The organism is Aliiroseovarius sp. (assembly GCF_965228805.1).
In the GTDB taxonomy this organism is placed as follows: domain Bacteria; phylum Pseudomonadota; class Alphaproteobacteria; order Rhodobacterales; family Rhodobacteraceae; genus JASBTN01.
The window spans coordinates 797,645-816,835 of record NZ_CBDDIE010000003.1 but is presented as its reverse complement, the minus strand read 5'-3'; the positions used below and the strand labels follow the sequence as shown (position 1 = coordinate 816,835).

The following is a 19,191-nucleotide window of genomic DNA, read 5'->3' as shown; positions in this document are numbered from 1 at the left end:
CATTATTTTGAATGATGGCGGTAAAATCCGGGCAATGCGCTGAAAATGCGCACTTTTTTGTGATCGCGGGTTGTAATGCATATGCGGCATGCAGGTTTTCTGCATTTGCATCTTAACACGTTCAAAATTCAGTGAGTTTTAAGCGAGTCGCGCGACTCAACCGCCGCGAAACTGCTGCAGGATGAAGACTTCGCTATCCGGGCGCACCGGGTGGTGCATCGCGCGCTGTACGATCTCGTCATCCACGGCGACCGACACGCCCGCCTTGATGACCGGATCAAGGCCCGGATGGGCCTTGACCAGTTCTTGCAGAACCTCGCCGACGGTCGAGGCCTCGACCTCGACCACCTGGGCCCCGTCGGTGAACCGACGCAGGCCAGACCAGAGGTTCACGGCAACCATCAGCTGACGCCCTTGCCCTGGATCGCGCGCAACACGCGCGGGGGCGACATCGGCAGTTTGGTCATACGGTGACCGGTCGCCTTGCTGACCGCGCAGGCGATGGCGGGCAGGGGCGGGGTGATGCCCGTTTCGCCCACGCCGCGCACACCGTAGGGATGGCCGGGGTTCGGCACCTCGACAATCACCGTGTCGATCATCGGCAGATCGCTGGCGACCGGGATGCGGTAGTCCAGGAACACATCGTTCTGAAGGCGACCATCTTCGCCATAGATGTATTCCTCGTTCAGCGCCCAGCCAATGCCCTGCGCAGCGCCGCCCTGGAACTGCCCTTCGACGTAATCCGGATGGATCGCCTTGCCCGCGTCCTGAATGACGGTATAGCGCGTGACGGTCGAACGCCCGGTGTCCGGGTCCACATGCACATCAACGATATGGGTGCCGAAGCTGCCGCCGAACCCGGTCGGGCTGGCGTCGTGGTGGCCGGTGATCGGCCCACCGGTCGATCCCATCTCACCCGCGATCTCGGCGATGCTCAGCGGCTCGAAGTCGCCCGCATTGGGGCCGGAGGGATGGGCAGCGCCGTCCTTCCATTCCACCGCGTCCACGTCGATGCCCCACTTGTCCGCAGCGCGCTGGCAGAGCTTGCCGATGGCCTCGCGGGCGGCCTCGATGGTGGCCAGTCCGCTTGCATAGGTTGCGCGCGACCCATGTGTGGGTTCGTTCACCCCCAGGGCCGCCGTGTCCACCACGTTCACCCGCACGTTCTCATAGGGAATGCCGATCGCTTCCGCCGCCATCAGCGCCATGGAGGCGCGCGAGCCGCCGATATCCGGCGTGCCGACGCCGACCTGCACCGTGCCGTCTTCACCGATCGCCAGCGAGACCGAGGTCTCGCCGCCCCAGTTCATCCAATAGCCCGAGGCGACCCCGCGCCCGGTGTTTTCCGCCAGCGGGGCGGAATAATGCGGATGTGCCTTGGCGGCTTCCAAAGTCTCGACCAGACCCACGGCCTTGTATTTCGGCCCGAAGGAGCTGCGCGTGCCTTCCTTCACCGCGTTCTTCAGCCGCGCGTCGATGGGATCCAGCCCCAGCCCTTCGCAGAGCTCATCAAACACGCTTTCCACCGCGAAGGCGCCCATCGGTGCGCCCGGCGCACGGTAGGCCGCCTGTTTCGGGCGGTTGGTCATCACGTCGAAGCCCTCGTGATGCACATTGTCCAGGTCATAGCAGCTGAACGCCAGCATCGTGGTCATGTCCATCGGCGCACCCGGGAAGGCGCCGCCCTGCATGCGGAACACGCCGGTGGCGGCGGTCAGCTTGCCGTCCCTGGTCATGCCCATCTTGACGTCCATCGAGGCCGAGGCGGTCGGGCCGGAGGCTTTCAGCACCTCGGAGCGGCTCATCACCAGTTTCACCGGCTTGCCCGACTTGCGGCTCAGTGCGAGCGCAATCGGGTCGATGAAGACCGTGGTCTTGCCGCCGAAGCCGCCGCCGATCTCGGACGCGGTGACGCGCAACTGCGTGGCTTCCAGACCCAGCAGAGCCGCGCACATGCGGCGCACATACCAATGGCCCTGGGTGCAGCACCACAGATCGCCCTTGCCGTCCGTGCCCAGCTGCGCGAGGCAGGCGTGGGGTTCGATATAGCCCTGGTGCACGGCCTCGGTCTTGAAGCTGCGCTCGATCACCAGGTCGGCCTCGGCGAAACCTTTTTCCACGTCGCCGCGGCCAAACTCGGTATAGCGCACTACATTCGGGTGCAGCCCCTCCGGCACCGAATGGTCGGCAGCCCCTTCGCGCAGAACCGGCGCGCCGTCGGCCATGGCGGCGTCCACGTCGGTCACATGGGGCAGGACCTCGTATTCCACCTCAATGAGCTTGGCGGCGTCCTTTGCCAACAAAGCCGAGGTCGCGGCCACACCGGCCACCGCATGCCCGTCATACAGCGTCTTTTCCCCGGCGATGGTGTTTTCCAGAAGATTCCAGTCCTCGCCCACCAGCCCTTCGGCAAAATCCGCACGGGTCACGACCGCCTTGACCCCGTCCAGCGCCAGCGCCTTCGAGGCGTCGATCTTGACGATCCGCGCGTGCGCATGGGGCGAGCGCACGACCGCACCATGCAGCATCCCCGGCGCGTAGGCATCGGCGCCGTAACGCGCCTTGCCGGTCACCTTGTCCAGCCCGTCGGGGCGTTCGGGACGGGTGCCGATATATTTGAAGTCGGTCTTGTTATCCAAAGCCATCATGCGCCCTCCCGCAGGTCCTTGGCGGTGTCCAGCACCGCGCGAATGATCTTGTCATAGCCCGTGCAGCGGCAAAGGTTGCCAGCCAGCCAGTAACGCACCTCTTCCTCGCTTGGGTCCGGGTTCTTCTTCAACAGCGCTTCGGTCGCGACCAGGATGCCCGGGGTGCAGATGCCGCATTGCAGGGCGGCATGTTCGATGAACTTGGCCTGCAGCGGGTGCAGGTCGTTGCCCTCGGCCATGCCCTCGATGGTCTTGACCTCACGGCCCTGCGCCTCGACCCCCAGCACCAGGCAGGAACAGACCAGACGGCCGTCGAGCTGCACAGAACAGGCGCCGCAGTCGCCGGTGCCGCAGCCTTCCTTGGCACCGGTCAGACCGACCTTGTCGCGCAGGCAGTCGAGCAGCGTTTCACGCGGATCGGCCAGGAAATCGACCTGGTCGCCGTTCACGGTTGTGGTGACATGAGTACGGGTCATTTTTCCCCTCCGGCGCGGGCGTAAGCGATCTTGGCGGCGCGCTGGGCAAGGACCCCGGCCACATGGGTGCGGAACTCGATCGTGCCGCGTTTGTCGTCGATTGGGTTGCAGGCGGCAGAGGCGGCGGCTGCCAGAGCGTCGAGCGCGGCCTCGTCCAGCGTCGAGCCGATCAGTGCCTTGGCAGCATCTTCGACCAGCAGGGCGGTCGGGGCCACGGCGCCCAAGGACACGCGCGCCTCGGTAATCACATCGCCATCACGGCGCAGGCTGACCGCGCAGCCGACCACGGCGATATCCATTTCCGTGCGCGGAATGAAGCGCAGATAGGCGTCGCCACCGTTTTCACCACGAGCCGGAATGTTCACGGCGGAAACCACTTCACCCTTGGCAAGCGAGGTGCGGCCCGGACCCACCGGCACGTCCTCTACGGCCACCTCACGCGTGCCTTCGGGGCCGGTAACGGTCACGGTGGCGCCTGCAGCAATCATGCCGGGCACGCTATCGGCGGCAGGCGAGCCATTGCACAGGTTGCCCACCAGCGTGGCGCGGCCCTGAACTTGCGTGGATCCGATCAGGTCCATGCCCTCGACCACACCGGGCCAGTCACCCATCAGCGCGGCATGTTCGGTCATCTCGGCGCCTGCAACGGCAACGCCCAGGGTCCACGATCCATCGGCGTTCTGCGTGATCTCTCTCACGCCCGGGATGTGCTTGATATCAATCAGGTCGTCCGGCGTGACGATATCGGCGCGCAGCTGCACCAGGACATCGGTGCCCCCGGCCAGGAACCGCGTGGTTCCGGTCGCCTCGGCGGCAATGCGGGACGCATCCGCAAAGGATGCGGGTGTGTGGTAGTTCATGTCGTCTCCCTGGCTGGCGGCGGCTATGCGCGAATCCTCGACAGAGTGGGAGCCTATCTTAACGTGTATAAATGTCGATCATGAAAACGACCCCGCCTGGCGCGATCAGGCGGGGTCGGCTGGGTCATGTGAGTGGTGGTTTACAGCCCCAGCATCTGCTTCACGCCGCCAATGAAGGTGGCGTCGTCCTGGGCGGCCCGCTGGGCCATGAACTGGGCCGCATCCTCACCGGCGGTATAGCGCAGCTGGGCGGTACCATCGGTGGCCGCCTGCCAGATCACCTCGGCCACGACCGAGGGGGCGGAGGCTGTGCCGCCCAGGCTGTCAAAGGCGGCCATCAGCCCCTGCACGGCAGGCTGGTATTCTTCGAGGCTTTCGTCATTGCGGAAATCGAAGCTGCGCCCGCCGAAATCGGTCCGGATCATACCCGGTTCGACGATCTTCACGCCGATCCCCACCGTTTCCAGCTCGTAATGCAGCGCCTCCGACAGGCCTTCGACGGCGAACTTCGTGCCGTGATAGAGCGTACCCAGCGGGAAGGTCATCTTGCCGCCGATCGAGCTGATGTTGATCACCGTGCCCGATTTCGCCGCCCGCATATGCGGCAGCACCGCCTTGGTCACGGCCAGGAGCCCGGTGACATTGGTGTCGAACTGGCGCTGGATCGCGTCCATCGGGAAGGCCTCCAACGGCCCATAGGCGCCGTAGCCCGCGTTGTTCAGAAGCACGTCGATGGCGCCGAAGCGGGCAATGCCCTCGGCCACGGCGGCGTCAATGGACGGCTGGTCCAGCACGTCGAGCCGGGTCACGAGCACATTGTCTAGCTGCGCCAGCTCCGCGCCGATTTCCGGCGTGCGCATGGTGGCGATGACGTTCCAGCCCTGGGCCTGGAAATGTTCCGCGGTGGCGCGGCCGATACCGGTGGAGGCGCCGGTGATGAGAATGGTCTTGGTCATGGTCTTGTCCTTTCGGGGGTGTCAGGCGGCCGGTTCGGCCGAGTGTTTCAGGTCATAGGTGACGCCGGTCAGTTCTTCGGACAGGGTCCAGAGCCGGGCGGCGGTCTGCGGGTCACGAGCGGTGGGTTTGATCGGTGCGGACATCGGCGGGCCGACGGTTTCAAACCGTTTCGCCGGGCCGAAATAGTCGCCGTTCCGGGCCTCCGGATCAAAGGCCGCACGCAGGGAGGGCTGGGTGCCCATCTCGACGCTTTGCGCGAAGAACCGGTTCAGGAATTCGGTCGGGCCCGAGTGGCGTTGCAGCTCGGTTGCGGTCCAACCCGGGTGGGCAGCGGTCACGCGCGGGCCCTGTCCGTCCAGACGGCGCACCAGTTCGGTCATGAACAAGAGGTTCGCCTGTTTGCTGTCCGCATAGGCGCGGCTTCCCTTATAGGAACGGCTTTCCCAATTCAGATCATCCAGGTCGATCTTGCCGAACTTGTGCGCGATCGAGGCGAGCACCACCAGGCGCGACCCCTTGGTGGCTTGCAGTTTCGGCAGCATCAGCCCGGTCAGCGCGAAGTGCCCCAGATGGTTTGTGCCGACCTGCAGCTCGAACCCGTCCTTGGTGCGTCCAAACGGTGGGATCATCACGCCTGCGTTGTTCACCAGCAGGTCGAGGCGCGGCAGGGCCTCCATGCGCTCGGCAAAAGCCTGCACGGAGGCGAGGTCGGCCAGGTCCAGCGCCTCGACAGTCAGGTTCGCGGAGGGGTTTTCATCGCGTAGCTCCTTCGCGACCGTTTCGCCCTTGGCGGTGTTGCGCACGGCCAGGATCACCGCGGCGCCCTTTTGCGCCAGCACACGGGCGGTCTGTTTGCCCAGCCCGCTGGTCGCGCCGGTCACGACGGCGTTGGTCCCGGTCAGGTCGGGAATGAGGTTGGGGGTCCAATGGTCGGTCATCTCTCTCTCCATGCGCTCGTCTGAGACAGAGATAGAGGGGGGGCTGTGTCATTTCACTCGCACACCGCGCCAATGCGCTTGCGTGTGGTGCCAATGGATTCCCTGCAGAGAGCTGCGGGAAACAGTTTTATCGCAGATGCCCGATGGGCGTTGTCTCTAGCCCCTCAATGCATCGCCTTGCCGCGCGCCTCTGATGGGGTCATGCCGGTCCAGCCATGGAAGGCGCGGTAAAAGGAGTTCGGGTCGCGATAGGCCAGCAGATAGCTGATCTCTTCCACGCTCATTTCGCTCTGGCGCAGGTAGTGCAGCGACAGGTCGGCGCGGGTGGCGTCCAGCACGGACTGAAAGCTCTCGCCCTCCTCCTGCAGCTTCCGCTGGAGGGACCGGCGCGACATGATCAGCCGTTCGCAAACCGCATCCACATTGGCTTGGCCTGCGGGAAGCATGTCCAGCAGCGCGTTGCGCACGCGGGTCGACAGCGACGCCCCTGCCTGTTGCTCGGCCAACTGACGGTTCAGCTCCGGTTCGAACTGCGCCCAGAGCGCCGGGTTCTCGGTGATCAGCGGGCGAAAGGCATCCTCGCGGGTCAGGGTCAGGGTCGGGAACTCGGCCTCATGCGCTGTCACGCCAAAATAGCCGTTCACCTCTTCCTGGTTCCCCTGCATCTGGGGGATGCCGACGGACACCGGCACGATATGTTCAGCCGTGTAGACCCGGCAGCATTCCAGGAAATAGACCATCTCGAACGCCGCCATGCTTTGCGGCAGCTTCAGGTCCGGAGTTTCCGGCACGATGGTCAGGGTCATGACCTCGTCGGTGTGGGTGATCCGAAAGCGCATCGGGCAGAGCAGCGGTTTGAACAGGCCCAGGCGCTCCAGCCCGGCGGCAATCGTCGCGCTGCAGGAAAAGGCGAACAGCGCCGAGATGAACGGGCCGCGGGCAAACTTAACGCCCAGGTCAAGGGCCAGGTCCGGGCGATCCGCCTCGTCAAACATCGCCTGCCACAGGGCAAAGAACTGGTGACCGTCAATTGACCGGTTGTCGTTCAGGAAGAAGTCCGCAGGCAGGCCGGCACGGCGCAGCACGCTGGCCTGGTCCGTGCCCACCAAGGACATCAGCCTGCCGTGATCCTTGGCGACATTGAAACGCGAGCCGCTCATCGGGGCCTCCTGTGGTTGAGATCACCAGTCTGGGCAAGCGAAGTGCGTTGCGCCAGCCCTGGCCGGGGTCCTGGCGCATCATGTTGGCGTTTTGGCGCGAAATGCAAGTCAGCTGGGATCAGCCCGCAGAAAGCGTGCGCTTCACCGCGTCCTTCCAGGTCGCCACGCGGGTTGCGCGGGTGGGTTTGTCCATTGCGGGGGTAAAGGTCCGGTCCAGCGCCCAGGTCGCGGCGAAACCTGCCTGATCCGGGTAGACGCCCGCGCGCATCCCGGCCAGCCAGGCCACGCCAAGCGCCGTCGTCTCCAACACAGTCGGCCGGTCCACCGTCGCGCCGGTGATGTCGGCCAGGAACTGCATGGTCCAGTCCGAGGCGGTCATGCCGCCATCGACCCGCAGCGCCGCGCCGTCACCGGCCCCCATGTCGCCCTGCATCGCCTCCAACAGGTCCAGGGTCTGGAACCCGACGCTTTCCAGCGCCGCGCGGGCGAACTCGTTGGGGCCCGATCCGCGCGTCAGCCCGTAGATCGCGCCGCGACATTCCGCATCCCAATAGGGTGCGCCCAGGCCGACGAAGGCGGGCACCAGGGTCAGCTCGGGTTCCGCCTCCGCAGCCATGGCGCCGGTCTGGGCGGCATCCTCGATGATCCCCAACCCGTCGCGCAGCCATTGCACCACGGCCCCGGCGATGAAGATCGAGCCTTCCAGCGCGTAGGTGGTCTTGCCATCGAGCTGATAGGCAATCGTGGTCAGCAGCCGGTTGGTCGAGGTCACCGGGGTCTCGCCCGTGTTGATCAGCGCGAAACATCCGGTGCCGTAGGTGGATTTCATCATGCCGGGCGCGAAACAGGCCTGACCGATGGTTGCGGCCTGTTGGTCACCCGCGACGCCCAGGATCGGCACAGGGGCGCCCAGCACCTCGGTCACGCCGAAATCCGCTGCGCAATCGCGCACCTCGGGCAGCATCCCCATCGGGATGTTCAGCAGCGCGCAGATATCTTCGTCCCACTCCCCGCGGTGGATGTCATAGAGCATCGTGCGCGCGGCATTGGTCGCGTCGGTCACATGGGCCGCCCCGCCGGTCAGGCGCCAGATCAGGAAGCTGTCGACCGTGCCGAAGGCCAGCTCGCCCGCCTCGGCCCGCGCCCGCACCCCCTCCACATTGTCAAGGATCCAGGCCAGTTTTGTGGCCGAGAAATAGGGGTCCAGCAGCAGCCCGGTGCGCGCGGTGACAAGTGCCTCATGCCCGGCCGCCTTCAGCTCGGAGCAGAGCTCGGACGTGCGCCGGTCCTGCCAGACAATCGCGTTGTGCACGGGCTTGCCAGTGGCGCGGTCCCAGACCAGCGTCGTTTCGCGCTGGTTGGTGATGCCGATGGCGGTAATGTCGCGCCCCTGGGCGGCCTCACGCATGGTGGCAAGGGTGGTGTCCCAGATTTCGTCGGGATCATGTTCGACCCAACCGGAGGCTGGGAAATGCTGGGTAAATTCCTGCTGGGCCGTGGCGACGGGACGCATGCCTGCGTCAAAGACGATGGCGCGCGAAGACGTGGTGCCCTGGTCAATGGCAAGGATATGGGTCATGTGTTCTCCTCCATCCAGGCGCTGACCGCCGCGCGCTGGTCGGGGTTCAGCCTAAGCCCCAGTTTCGTGCGCCGCCAGAGCACATCCTCACCCGTACGCGCATATTCCTCGTCGCGCAGGTAGGTCAGTTCGGCCTCGGTCAGCGTGCCGCCGAAATCCTGCCCCAGGTCGGCGGCGTCGTGTGCCCCAGCCAGCAGTTGGTGCGCGCAGGTGCCATAGGTGTGTACCAGCCGGTCGGCCCAGGCCTCGGTCAGGAAGGCATGGTCCTTGCGCAGGCTGGCCGCCAGCGCCGGGCCGCCGTCCCAGGCAAAGTCGCCGCCGGGCAGGGGCACGCCCGCGGTCCAGTTGTTGGTGTAACCCAGCTTGCCCATCGCCGCCTCGGCGAGTTTGCGATAGGTGGTGATCTTGCCGCCGAAGATGTTCAGAAGCGGTGCAGCGTCTTCATTGAGCGAAAGCACATAGTCCCGCGTCGCCTGGGTGGCCGAGCTGGCCCCGTCATCATAGAGTGGCCGGACCCCGGCAAACCGCCAGACGATATCCTCCATCGTGACGGGTTCGGCCAGGTATTCGGACACAAGGTCACAAAGGTACTGCGCTTCTTCGTCCGTGCAGTCCGCCCTGCCCGGATCGTCCCCGTGATCCACATCCGTGGTGCCGATAAGGGTGAAATCCCCCTCATAGGGGATGGCAAAGACGATACGATTGTCCGCGCTTTGCAGGATATAGGGCTGGTCGTGGTCGAAGAGCCTGCGCGTGACGATATGCGACCCGCGCACCAGCCGTATGCCGTCGCGCGAGTTCAGCCCAAGCGTGCCGGTGATCACATCGGCAATCCAGGGCCCGCCCGCGTTCACCAGCACCTTGGCGCGGTGGGTCTCGGCCCCGTTCGGCCCCTCCACCTGCACCTCCCAATACTCGGCATGGCGAGTTGCGCCCACAACCTTGGTGCGGGTCAGGATGGTCGCGCCGCGCCGTTCGGCATCCACCGCGTTCAGCACCACAAGCCGCGCGTCCTGTACCCAACAATCCGAGTACTCGAAGCCTTTGACAAAGCTGTCCTTCAACACCCTGCCCGTCGGATGGCTGCGCAGGTCCAGGTCACGGGTGGCGGGCAGGATCTTGCGCCCGCCCAGGTGGTCATACATGAACAGGCCCATGCGGATCAGCCAGCTGGGGCGCAACCCCTTGTGATAGGGCAGTACGAAACGCATCGGCCAGCTGATATGCGGCATCGCCTCCAGCAGCACCTCGCGTTCCTTCAACGCCTTGCGCACCAGGTTGAACTCGTAATGTTCGAGATACCGCAACCCGCCGTGAAACAGTTTCGACGAGGCCGAGCTGGTCGCCTGCGCCAGATCGCCCATCTCGGCCAGGGTCACGGACAGGCCCCGCCCGGCCGCATCGCGGGCAATGCCGCAGCCGTTCACCCCGCCTCCGATGATGAACAGGTCGACGGTTTTCTCGCTCATGAAGCTGTCCCTTCGAATGTTGGCGCGTTAGCGCAAACGCGCCTCGGTCTCGGGGTCGAAGAACATGGCTGTTTTAGGGTCGAAGTCAATGCTGACCTTGGTGCCTGCGGGCTGAACCTCGTCGCCCTTGGTCTCGACCACGATCTTCTCGCCGGTCGGCGTGGTCAGGTAATCATAGGCCACCCCGCCCAACCGTTCCGAGATATCGACCTCCACCGTCGCGCTGGGATCAGCCATCAGCACAAGGTTCTGCGGGCGCAGGCCGACGGTGACGGGACCATCGGGCAGGGCGACCGAGGGCGTGATCTCTTTGCCGTCCAGCGCTGGCAGCATGACCGTGCCGCCCGCCACCGTGCCATTCACGAAATTCATGGAAGGCGAGCCGATGAACCCGGCCACGAACCGGTTGTCCGGATCCTGATACAGCTGCATCGGGCTGCCGACCTGTTCGATCCGCCCCGCGCGCAGCACCACGATCTTGTCGGCCAGGGTCATCGCCTCGACCTGATCATGGGTGACATAGATCATCGTCGCGTCGATTTCCTTGTGCAGGCGCGCGATCTCGACCCGCATGTCGACGCGCAGCTCGGCGTCGAGGTTGGACAGCGGCTCGTCAAACAGAAACACCTCCGGCCCGCGGGTAATCGCACGGCCGATGGCGACACGCTGGCGTTGCCCACCAGACAGGGCCTTGGGCTTGCGTTTCATGTAGTCGCCCAGTTGCAGGATCTCGGCCGCACGCCCGACCTTCTCGGCCACTTCCGCCTTGGGCACACCGTTCATCTTCAACCCGAAGCCCATGTTTTCTTCGACCGTCATGTGCGGGTAGAGCGCATAGGTCTGAAACACCATGGCCACGCCCCGGTCCGCCGGATCCGCCCGTGTCACGTCCCGCGCGCCGATCCGGATGGCGCCTTCCGAGGTCTCCTCGAGCCCCGCGATCATGCGCAACAGCGTGGACTTGCCGCAGCCCGAAGGCCCGACGAAGACGCAGAACTCGCCATGTTCGATTTCCAGGTCGACGCCATGGATGACCTGCACGTCGCCATAACGCTTGATGGCCTGGGTAAGGGTGACTGCGGACATGGGGTTTTCTCCGTTCGGGTTCAGGCGGGGAACTGCCAGTTGGTGGCTTCGGCCCCGATCTTTTCGGCTGTGTCCAGAAGGGCCGCGCGGAACGCGTCCAGCCCCTCCAGCGTGTGACGGTTGGTCGAGGTGGCAATCGACAGGGCACCAATGACCCGCCCGTTGGTGGACAGGATCGGCGCGGCGATCGAGATGATGCCTTCCTCGTGCTCTTCGCGGTCATGGGCGATGCCCTTGGCGCGGATCTGGTCCAGCTCCGCCTCCAGGGCGGCGGGGTCGGTCAGCGTCGCGGGCGTGTATTGGAAATAGGCCTGCTGCTGCAACGCCAGCTGCAGGCGTTTCGGCGCCAGAAAGGCCAGCATCGCCTTGCCCACGCCGGTGCAATAGGCAGGGGCGACCTTGCCGACCTGGGCCAGCGTCTCGAACCGGTCGGTGGCTTGCAGCTTGTCGACGAACAGCACCTGCCCCTGTTCGATCTGCGCCAGGTGCACGGTCTCGCCGGTCTGGGCGGCCAGCTGTTCGACAAAGGGCCGCGCGATGGGGGCAAGCGAGGCGGTCTTCCACGCCGCGTGCGCCAGCCGCATCAGCCGTCCGCCCAGGGAATAGGTGCCGTCCACCTCGTTGAATTCCAGCATGTGCTGATTCGTCAAAGTCTGCAGCAGGCGGTAGCTGGTCGCCTTCGGGTGGGAAGATCGCGCCAGGATGTCCGTGAACCGCACAGGGCGCCCGAACTCGGCCACTAGGTCGAGCATTTCCAGGGCCTTACCCACGGTTCCATCCGATTTCACGGCGGTGGTCATCTGCGTTTTCCTCCCTGTTCCACGGGCAGCGTTGCCCACGAAACTGTTGACAACCCTAGGCTCAGGGCGCATCGTTTTCAATAGTTGAGATAAGGTTTCAATATGTGGAACTAAAAGTCAACACGGAATTGACCGGAACAACAGGGAGGAAACCATGTTCCAGAAAGTCACCAAGGCCGCTGCCGCCCTGGCGCTGACGACCGCCATCGCGACCCCCGCGATGGCCGAGCTGTCGGGCACGCTGCGCATCATCTCGGACATGTCGAACCCGGCGCCGCGCGCCATCATGGAGGGGCTCGCCGCCGATTTCGACGCGGTGCACCCGAACCTCACCGTCGAGCTGGAGGTGGTCGACCGCGAGGCCTGGAAATCGCAGATCCGCAACGCGCTGACGGCGAACCCGCCGGATGTGATCAACTGGTACGCCGCCAACCGCATGGGCCCCTACGTGAAGGCCGGTCTGTTCGAAGATATCTCGGACATGTGGGCAAATGGCGACCTGCCGGGCCTGGACAGCGTCAAGGGCGCGATGACCATGGATGGCAAGCAATGGGGCGTGCCCTATACCTATTACCAATGGGGCATCTATTACCGCGAGGACATCTTCAACGAACTGGGCCTGACCGAGCCCACCACCTTCGATGAAGAGATCGCCAACTGTCAGAAGATCGTGGATTCGGGCCGCAAGTGCTACACCATCGGGTCGAAGTTCCTGTGGACCGCCGGTGGTTGGTTCGACTACCTCAACATGCGCACCAACGGGTTCGACTTCCACATGAAGCTGGCCACCGGTCAGGCCTCCTGGACCTCGGACGAGGTGCGCGCGACCTTTGCCAACTGGCGCAAGCTGATCGACATGGGCGCCTTCATCGACGACCACCAGACCTATTCCTGGCAGGAGGCGCTGCCCTTCTTCGTCAATGGCGAGGCGACCGCCTATCTGATGGGCAACTTCGTCGTGCCGCACCTGCGCGAGGCCGGTCTGGGCGATGAACAGATCGACTTCTACCAGTTCCCGAAGATCGCTGATGTGGCGATGGGGGAAGACGCACCCACCGACACGTTCCACATCGCTAGCGGATCGCAGAACAAGGAGGCCGCCCGCGCCTTCCTGCAATATGTGACCTCGCCCGATGTGCAGACCGCGATCAACGCGGGCAGCGGGCTGGGCCAGCTGCCGGTCAACGCCAATGCCTCGGTGGATGATGACGAGTTCCTGAACCAGGGCTTCGACATGCTGTCCAACAATGCCACCGGCGGCATCGCGCAGTTCTTCGATCGCGACTTCCCGGCCGAGATGGCCTCGATCGCGATGGAAGGCCTGCAGGAGTTCATGGTCTTCCCGGACAACCTGGAGGACATCCTGGGCCGCCTCGAAAGCGCGCGCGAGCGTATCTATCAGTAAACTCCTCTGCTGCCCCGTCCCCACGGGCGGGGCAGCTTTGCCCCTGACGACCACATGCCCTCGGCAAGCCCGAACCATGGGTTTTCCCAAGGCATGTTCTGGGAGGATCCCATGTCCCTGACCGCAACCGCGCCAACAACTGCCCCCGCCGAACCCGGCTGGCTGCAACGCAACCGCATGATCGTCACGCCGCTTTTGTTCCTGACGCCCGGCGTGCTGTTCTTCATGCTCTACGTGATCATCCCGATCATCCAGAGCTTCAACATCTCGCTCTACCAATGGGACGGGCTGGGGGAGGCGACCTTTGTCGGTCTGCGCAACTACGAAGAACTCGCAACCGACCGCGCCTTCGAGATCTCGCTGTGGAACAATGTGAAATGGCTGGCGCTCTACTTGCTGGCCATTCCTGCTGGGCTGTTCATCGCGCTGTTCCTGAACCAGACCGTGATGGGCATCCGCGTCTACAAGTCACTGTTCTTCTTCCCCTTCGTGATCAGCCAGGTCGTGGTCGGCCTGGTGTTTTCCTGGTTCTACCTGCCCAATGATGGGCTCTTTGACATCATCATGGGCTGGTTCGGCGTGGACATTCGGGGCGGCGTGCTGGGCAATCCGAACACGGCCACCTATGGGATCATCGCCGCGGGCCTCTGGCCCCAGACCGCCTATTGCATGATCCTCTATCTGACGGGTCTGAACGCCGTGGATCCCGAGCAGATCGAGGCCGGGCGCCTGGATGGCGCCAAGGGCATTCGTATGCTCTGGCACGTGATCCTGCCGCAGCTGAAACCGGCCACTTTCATTGCCTTCGTCGTCACCATCATCGGCGCGCTGCGGTCCTTCGACCTCATCTCGATCATGACCAACGGCGGGCCATTTGGATCGACCCGGGTGCTGAGCTTTTACATGTTCGAAAAGGCGCTCAGCGAATATGGCTTCCGCATGGGCTACGGCTCCGCCATCGCCGTGGTGCTGTTCCTGATCATGCTGGTCTTCATCGCCTATTTCCTGTGGTCCATGTACCGCGAAGAACGCGCCGCGCGTCGCTGAGGAGGACTAATCATGTTCCCGACCCCGATAGAAAAACGCTCCCGCCCCGCGCAGCTCACCTATCAGGCGCTGCTGCCCGTTGCGCTGATCATGTGGCTCTTGCCGCTGGTCGCCGTTGCGCTCTTCTCCATCCGTCCGCTGGCCGATTTCACCAATGGCAACTATTGGGGCATGCCCTCGTCCTTCGAGCTCTTCACCAACTACGGCCGCGTCTTCTTTGAAAGCGATATGCCGCGTTACATGCTGAACTCGATCCTGATCACGGTGCCCACGGTGATCGGCGCCGTGGCCCTGTCGACCATGACCGGTTTTGCGCTGGGCATCTATCGCTTCCGCGGCAACCTGTTGATCTTCTTCATGTTCATCGCGGGCAACTTCGTGCCGTTCCAGATCCTGATGGTGCCGGTGCGCGACCTGACCGTGTCGGCGGGGCTTTACGATACGAAACTGGGGCTGGTGCTGTTTCACATCGCCTTCCAGACCGGCTTCTGCACGCTCTTCATGCGCAACTTCATCCGCGCGCTTCCCTTCGAGCTGATTGAGGCCGCCCGCGTCGAAGGCATCGCCGAATGGCGCATCTTCTGGTTCGTCGTGCTGCCCCTGATGAAACCCGCCATCGCGGCCCTGGCCGTCCTGATCTTTACCTTCATCTGGAACGACTATTTCTGGGCCATCGTCTTGACCCAGGGGCCGGACGCACAGCCCGTGACCGCCGGTATTACCTCGTTCAACTCGCAATTCGTGGCGCAGTACCACCTGATGAGCGCGGGCTCCATCGTCGCCGCCATCCCCCCTGTCGCCATGTTCTTCCTCATGCAACGCCACTTCATCGCAGGCCTGACCCTGGGAGCCGTCAAATGATCAAACTCGCCTTCATCGGCGCCGGTTCGACGATCTTCATGAAGAACATTGTCGGCGACATGCTGCACTTCGAGGCGCTGCGCGACGCGCGGATCTCGCTGATGGATATCGACGAAGGGCGCCTTGCCGAAAGCGCCCTGGTCGTGCGCCGCATGATCGCTACCATGGGCGCGGGTGCGACGGTGGAAACCCACACCGACCATCGCCGCGCGCTGGAAGGCGCGGATTTTGTCGTCACCGCCTTCCAGATCGGCGGCTATGATCCCTGCACCATTACCGATTTCGAGCTGCCCAAGCGGTATGGTCTGCGCCAGACCATCGCCGATACGCTGGGCATCGGCGGCATCATGCGCGGCCTACGCACCGTGCCGCATCTGTGGAAGGTGGCCGAGGACATGCGGGCCGTCTGCCCCGACGCGCTGATGCTGCAATACGTCAACCCGATGGCGATCAACACCTGGGCACTGGCGGAACGCTACCCTGACGTGAAACAGGTGGGCCTGTGCCATTCCGTGCAGAACACGGTCGAGGAAATTGCCCACGATCTGGACATGGCGCAATCCGATATCCGCTACCGTGTCGCCGGCGTGAACCACGTCGCCTTCTTCCTGAAACTCGAAGACGCGACCGGGCGCAGCCTCTACCCGGCGCTCAGCGAAGGCTACCGCGCCGGGCGCCTGCCGAAAGCCCCGCTCCTGATGCCGCGCTGCCCCAACAAGGTGCGTTACGAGGTGATGGAGCAACTGGGCTATTTCTGCACCGAAAGCTCCGAACACCTGGCCGAATACGTGCCTTGGTTCATCAAGGAGGGGCGCGACGACCTGATCCAGGACTTCGGCATCCCGCTGGACGAGTACCCGAAACGCTGCATTGAACAGCAGGCAGCCTGGAAGGAACAGGCAGCGGCACTGAACCAGGCTGCCGCCATCGACGTGCCCAAGAGCCACGAGTTCGCCGCCGAGATGATGAACGCCATCGTGACCGACAGTGCTTACGTGGCCTATGGCAACCTGCCCAACACCGGCCAACTGCCCCAGCTGCCCCTGGGCGCGGCGGTCGAAACCCCCTGTCTGGTGGATGCCAACGGTGTGCAACCCAGCGTGGTCACCGATATTCCGCCGCAGCTGATCGCGCTCATGCGTAGTCAGGTGAACGTGCAGGAATTGACCGTGCGCGCCCTGGTCGATCAGGAACCCGAACATATCTACCACGCCGCCATGATGGACCCCCACACGGCGGCCGAGCTCGACCTGCGCCAGATCCGCGCGCTGGTTGACGATCTGCTGGTCGCCCATGGCGACTGGCTGCCTGATTGGACCCGCGCAAGGATTGCCGCATGAGTAACGACACCAAGACCCGCCGCAACCGCGCCTGGTATGGCAAGCTGGACCGCGACGGGTTCATTCACCGCAGCTGGATGAAGAACCAGGGCTTCCCGGACCACGCCTTTGACGGGCGGCCTGTGATTGGCATCTGCAATACCTGGTCCGAACTGACCCCCTGCAACTCCGGCCTGCGCGACCTGGCCGAGGGCGTGAAACGCGGCGTGTGGGAAGCGGGCGGCTTCCCGGTCGAGTTCCCCGTCATGTCCCTGGGCGAGACCCAGATGAAGCCTACAGCCATGCTGTTTCGTAACCTCCTGGCGATGGACGTCGAGGAGTCGATCCGCGCCTACGGGATCGACGGCGTGGTGCTGCTGGGCGGCTGCGACAAGACCACGCCGGGCCAGCTGATGGGCGCGGCTTCGGTGGACCTGCCGACCATCGTGGTCAGCTCCGGCCCGATGCTGAACGGCAAGTGGCAGGGCAAGGATATCGGCTCGGGCACGGATGTCTGGAAGTTCTCGGAAGCCGTGCGCGCGGGGGAAATGACGCTCAAGGATTTCATGGCCGCGGAAAGCGGCATGAGCCGCTCGAAAGGTGTCTGCATGACCATGGGCACCGCCTCGACTATGGCGTCTGTGGTTGAGGCGATGGGCATGTCGCTGCCCACCAACGCGGCCCTGCCTGCGGTGGACAGCCGCCGCATGGCGCTGGCGCATATGACCGGAAAACGCATCGTGGAAATGGTCGAGGAAGAGTTGAAATTCTCTGACATCGTCACTCGCGAAAGCTTCGAAAACGCCATCCTCGCCAATGCCGCCGTGGGCGGGTCCACCAATGCGGTTGTGCACTTGCTGGCCATCGCGGGGCGGGTGGGTGTCGACCTGTCGCTGGAGGATTTCGAACTGGGCTCCGACATCCCCCTGCTGGTCAACTGCATGCCATCGGGCAAATACCTCATGGAAGATTTCTGTTACGCGGGTGGCATGCCCGTGGTCTTGAACCGACTGGGCGACAAGCTGCGCCCCGCGCGCACTGTGCTGGGCGGCGATATCCGCGCCTATGCGGATGGGGCCGAGTGCTGGAACGACGACGTGATCCGCACCATGGAGGACCCGCTGAAACCCGCCGCCGGACTGCGGGTGTTGAAGGGCAACTTGGCGCCCCAGGGCGCGATCCTCAAACCCTCGGCGGCGTCGGATCACCTGCTGGAACATGAGGCCGAAGCCTATGTCTTCGAGAGCATCGAAGACTTCAAAGCCAATATCGACCGCGACGACCTGCCGGTGACAAAGGATACGATCCTGGTGCTGAAAGGCTGCGGGCCCAAGGGTTATCCGGGCATGCCGGAGGTCGGCAATATGCCAATCCCCGCGAAACTGGTGACGGAAGGCGTGCGCGACATGGTCCGCGTGTCGGACGCCCGCATGTCCGGCACCGCCTTTGGTACGGTTGTCTTGCACGTCGCGCCCGAGGCCAACGCGGGCGGCACGCTCGCCCTGGTCCAGACCGGTGACCGCATTCGCCTGTCCGCCTCGAAGGGCGAGTTGGAGCTGCTGGTCTCCGAAGTCGAGCTGGAAAAACGCCGCGAGGCCTGGACCCCCGAACCGCCGCATTACACCCGCGGCTATGCCAAGATGTATGTCGACCACGTGTTGCAGGCCGACCAGGGCGTCGACCTGGACTTCCTGGTGGGCAAGGACACCCGCCCGGTCACGCGCGAAAGCCACTAGGCGGGACCAAAACTTTTCAGAAAAGTTTTGGGAAGAGTTTTCAGAAAACTCTTCCACCGCCAGACGAGAGGGAAAGACATGACCACAGCCACGTTCCACGACCTCAAGGGCGCATCCGTCTTCATCACCGGCGGCGGCGCCGGGATCGGCGCGTCGATCACCGAGGGGTTCCTCGAACAGGGCGCCAAGGTCGCCTTCGTACAGCGTTCGGACGCAGGTGCTTTCTGCGACGAGATGGAAGCGAAACACGGGCAGCGCCCCCTGTTTATCCAGTGCGACATTACCGATATCCCCGCGCTGCAAGCCGCCATCGCCCAGGCCGCTGAGGCCCACGGCCCGGTCACAGCCCTGGTGAACAACGCCGCCAATGACAAGCGTCACACGACCGAGGAAGTCACCGAGGCGTTTTGGGACTGGTCCCAGGCGATCAACCTCAAGGCCTATTTCTTCGCCTGCCAGGCCGTGGTCGCGGGCATGCGCGATGCAGGCGGCGGCTCGATCATCAACTTCAGCTCGATCAGCTACATGATGGGCAATGCGGGCTACCCGTCCTACACCACCGCCAATGCCGGGCTGAACGGCCTGTCGCGCTCGCTGGCTCGCGAATTCGGCCCCGACCGCATCCGCGTCAACGCGCTGGCCCCGGGCTGGGTCATGACGCCCAAACAGCGCGAGATGTGGGTCACGCCCGAGGCGCTTTCCGCCCATCTCGACCGCCAATGCCTGAAAGACGAGCTGGAGCCGCGCGACATTGTTGACGCCGTGCTGTTTCTCGCGTCCAACACCTCGCGTATGATGACGGGCCAGATGATGGTCGTCGATGGCGGCGTGGTAGTGACGGGATAGGGCA

17 protein-coding genes are annotated in these 19,191 nt (G+C 64.2%); 6 read left to right on the top strand and 11 right to left on the bottom strand.

All coding sequences use genetic code 11. The annotated features are described in order from the left end of the window. Positions 1–156: 156 nt before the first annotated feature. The 11 genes from ACO07D_RS05170 to ACO07D_RS05120 form a co-directional block, all read right to left on the bottom strand. Entirely contained in the window at positions 157–402 is a 246-nt protein-coding gene (locus ACO07D_RS05170; protein WP_421701892.1) for a MoaD/ThiS family protein, read from the bottom strand. After that, positions 402–2,645: a xanthine dehydrogenase family protein molybdopterin-binding subunit gene (locus ACO07D_RS05165; RefSeq protein WP_421704989.1), complete on the bottom strand. Its 2,244-nt coding sequence runs from the start codon at positions 2,643–2,645 to the stop codon at positions 402–404. The genes ACO07D_RS05170 and ACO07D_RS05165 overlap by 1 nt, the downstream gene beginning before the upstream one ends. Beyond that, positions 2,645–3,124 carry a (2Fe-2S)-binding protein gene (locus ACO07D_RS05160; protein ID WP_421701891.1) on the bottom strand — a complete coding sequence of 160 codons (480 nt, stop codon included), beginning with the start codon at positions 3,122–3,124 and terminating at the stop codon, positions 2,645–2,647. Before ACO07D_RS05160 ends, ACO07D_RS05165 begins: the two co-directional genes overlap by 1 nt. After that, a complete protein-coding gene (locus ACO07D_RS05155; RefSeq protein WP_421701890.1) occupies positions 3,121–3,984 on the bottom strand; it encodes an FAD binding domain-containing protein in 864 nt (287 codons plus the stop codon). The genes ACO07D_RS05160 and ACO07D_RS05155 overlap by 4 nt, the downstream gene beginning before the upstream one ends. A 140-nt stretch (positions 3,985–4,124) precedes the next feature. Beyond that, positions 4,125–4,940, bottom strand: a complete 816-nt coding sequence (locus tag ACO07D_RS05150) for an SDR family oxidoreductase (RefSeq protein ID WP_421701889.1) — start codon at positions 4,938–4,940, stop codon at positions 4,125–4,127. Positions 4,941–4,961: 21 nt separating this feature from the next. Next, positions 4,962–5,879, bottom strand: coding sequence for an oxidoreductase (locus ACO07D_RS05145; protein ID WP_421701888.1), 918 nt, complete (start codon positions 5,877–5,879; stop codon positions 4,962–4,964). A gap of 164 nt (positions 5,880–6,043) precedes the next feature. Further along, positions 6,044–7,039, bottom strand: coding sequence for an AraC family transcriptional regulator ligand-binding domain-containing protein (locus tag ACO07D_RS05140; protein WP_421701887.1), 996 nt, complete (start codon positions 7,037–7,039; stop codon positions 6,044–6,046). A gap of 118 nt (positions 7,040–7,157) precedes the next feature. Beyond that, positions 7,158–8,618: a glycerol kinase GlpK gene (gene glpK / locus ACO07D_RS05135; protein WP_421701886.1), complete on the bottom strand. Its 1,461-nt coding sequence runs from the start codon at positions 8,616–8,618 to the stop codon at positions 7,158–7,160. Beyond that, positions 8,615–10,087, bottom strand: coding sequence for a glycerol-3-phosphate dehydrogenase (gene glpD / locus ACO07D_RS05130; protein WP_421701885.1), 1,473 nt, complete (start codon positions 10,085–10,087; stop codon positions 8,615–8,617). The genes glpK and glpD overlap by 4 nt, the downstream gene beginning before the upstream one ends. 27 nt (positions 10,088–10,114) lie before the next feature. Continuing rightward, complete coding sequence (locus ACO07D_RS05125; RefSeq protein WP_421701884.1) at positions 10,115–11,173, bottom strand: ABC transporter ATP-binding protein; 1,059 nt, start codon at positions 11,171–11,173, stop codon at positions 10,115–10,117. A gap of 20 nt (positions 11,174–11,193) precedes the next feature. Beyond that, positions 11,194–11,973, bottom strand: a complete 780-nt coding sequence (locus tag ACO07D_RS05120) for an IclR family transcriptional regulator (RefSeq protein ID WP_421701883.1) — start codon at positions 11,971–11,973, stop codon at positions 11,194–11,196. 154 nt (positions 11,974–12,127) lie between these two features. Here ACO07D_RS05120 and ACO07D_RS05115 point away from each other — a divergent pair, with 154 nt between their 5' ends. The 6 genes from ACO07D_RS05115 to ACO07D_RS05090 all read left to right on the top strand — a co-directional run bounded on the left by ACO07D_RS05115 (position 12,128) and on the right by ACO07D_RS05090 (position 19,187). Further along, a complete protein-coding gene (locus ACO07D_RS05115; RefSeq protein WP_421701882.1) occupies positions 12,128–13,378 on the top strand; it encodes an extracellular solute-binding protein in 1,251 nt (416 codons plus the stop codon). A 111-nt stretch (positions 13,379–13,489) separates the two neighbouring features. Beyond that, positions 13,490–14,425, top strand: coding sequence for a carbohydrate ABC transporter permease (locus ACO07D_RS05110; protein WP_421701881.1), 936 nt, complete (start codon positions 13,490–13,492; stop codon positions 14,423–14,425). Positions 14,426–14,437: 12 nt separating this feature from the next. Then, positions 14,438–15,286: a carbohydrate ABC transporter permease gene (locus ACO07D_RS05105; RefSeq protein ID WP_421701880.1), complete on the top strand. Its 849-nt coding sequence runs from the start codon at positions 14,438–14,440 to the stop codon at positions 15,284–15,286. Further along, positions 15,283–16,626 (top strand): alpha-glucosidase/alpha-galactosidase, encoded by a 1,344-nt coding sequence (locus tag ACO07D_RS05100; protein WP_421701879.1) that lies wholly within the window; start codon positions 15,283–15,285, stop codon positions 16,624–16,626. Before ACO07D_RS05105 ends, ACO07D_RS05100 begins: the two co-directional genes overlap by 4 nt. Then, positions 16,623–18,341, top strand: a complete 1,719-nt coding sequence (locus tag ACO07D_RS05095; protein ID WP_421701878.1) for an IlvD/Edd family dehydratase — start codon at positions 16,623–16,625, stop codon at positions 18,339–18,341. The genes ACO07D_RS05100 and ACO07D_RS05095 overlap by 4 nt, the downstream gene beginning before the upstream one ends. Before the next feature lie 78 nt (positions 18,342–18,419). Then, complete coding sequence (locus ACO07D_RS05090) at positions 18,420–19,187, top strand: SDR family NAD(P)-dependent oxidoreductase (RefSeq protein WP_421701877.1); 768 nt, start codon at positions 18,420–18,422, stop codon at positions 19,185–19,187. Positions 19,188–19,191: the final 4 nt, after the last annotated feature.

Bases quoted from the DNA above. Each gene is read 5' to 3' on its own strand.
- ACO07D_RS05170 (WP_421701892.1), bottom strand. From the start codon at position 402: ATGGTTGCCGTGAACCTCTGGTCTGGCCTGCGTCGGTTCACCGACGGG.
- ACO07D_RS05165 (WP_421704989.1), bottom strand. From the start codon at position 2,645: ATGGCTTTGGATAACAAGACCGACTTCAAATATATCGGCACCCGTCCC.
- ACO07D_RS05160 (WP_421701891.1), bottom strand. From the start codon at position 3,124: ATGACCCGTACTCATGTCACCACAACCGTGAACGGCGACCAGGTCGAT.
- ACO07D_RS05155 (WP_421701890.1), bottom strand. From the start codon at position 3,984: ATGAACTACCACACACCCGCATCCTTTGCGGATGCGTCCCGCATTGCC.
- ACO07D_RS05150 (WP_421701889.1), bottom strand. From the start codon at position 4,940: ATGACCAAGACCATTCTCATCACCGGCGCCTCCACCGGTATCGGCCGC.
- ACO07D_RS05145 (WP_421701888.1), bottom strand. From the start codon at position 5,879: ATGACCGACCATTGGACCCCCAACCTCATTCCCGACCTGACCGGGACC.
- ACO07D_RS05140 (WP_421701887.1), bottom strand. From the start codon at position 7,039: ATGAGCGGCTCGCGTTTCAATGTCGCCAAGGATCACGGCAGGCTGATG.
- glpK (WP_421701886.1), bottom strand. From the start codon at position 8,618: ATGACCCATATCCTTGCCATTGACCAGGGCACCACGTCTTCGCGCGCC.
- glpD (WP_421701885.1), bottom strand. From the start codon at position 10,087: ATGAGCGAGAAAACCGTCGACCTGTTCATCATCGGAGGCGGGGTGAAC.
- ACO07D_RS05125 (WP_421701884.1), bottom strand. From the start codon at position 11,173: ATGTCCGCAGTCACCCTTACCCAGGCCATCAAGCGTTATGGCGACGTG.
- ACO07D_RS05120 (WP_421701883.1), bottom strand. From the start codon at position 11,973: ATGACCACCGCCGTGAAATCGGATGGAACCGTGGGTAAGGCCCTGGAA.
- ACO07D_RS05115 (WP_421701882.1), top strand. From the start codon at position 12,128: ATGTTCCAGAAAGTCACCAAGGCCGCTGCCGCCCTGGCGCTGACGACC.
- ACO07D_RS05110 (WP_421701881.1), top strand. From the start codon at position 13,490: ATGTCCCTGACCGCAACCGCGCCAACAACTGCCCCCGCCGAACCCGGC.
- ACO07D_RS05105 (WP_421701880.1), top strand. From the start codon at position 14,438: ATGTTCCCGACCCCGATAGAAAAACGCTCCCGCCCCGCGCAGCTCACC.
- ACO07D_RS05100 (WP_421701879.1), top strand. From the start codon at position 15,283: ATGATCAAACTCGCCTTCATCGGCGCCGGTTCGACGATCTTCATGAAG.
- ACO07D_RS05095 (WP_421701878.1), top strand. From the start codon at position 16,623: ATGAGTAACGACACCAAGACCCGCCGCAACCGCGCCTGGTATGGCAAG.
- ACO07D_RS05090 (WP_421701877.1), top strand. From the start codon at position 18,420: ATGACCACAGCCACGTTCCACGACCTCAAGGGCGCATCCGTCTTCATC.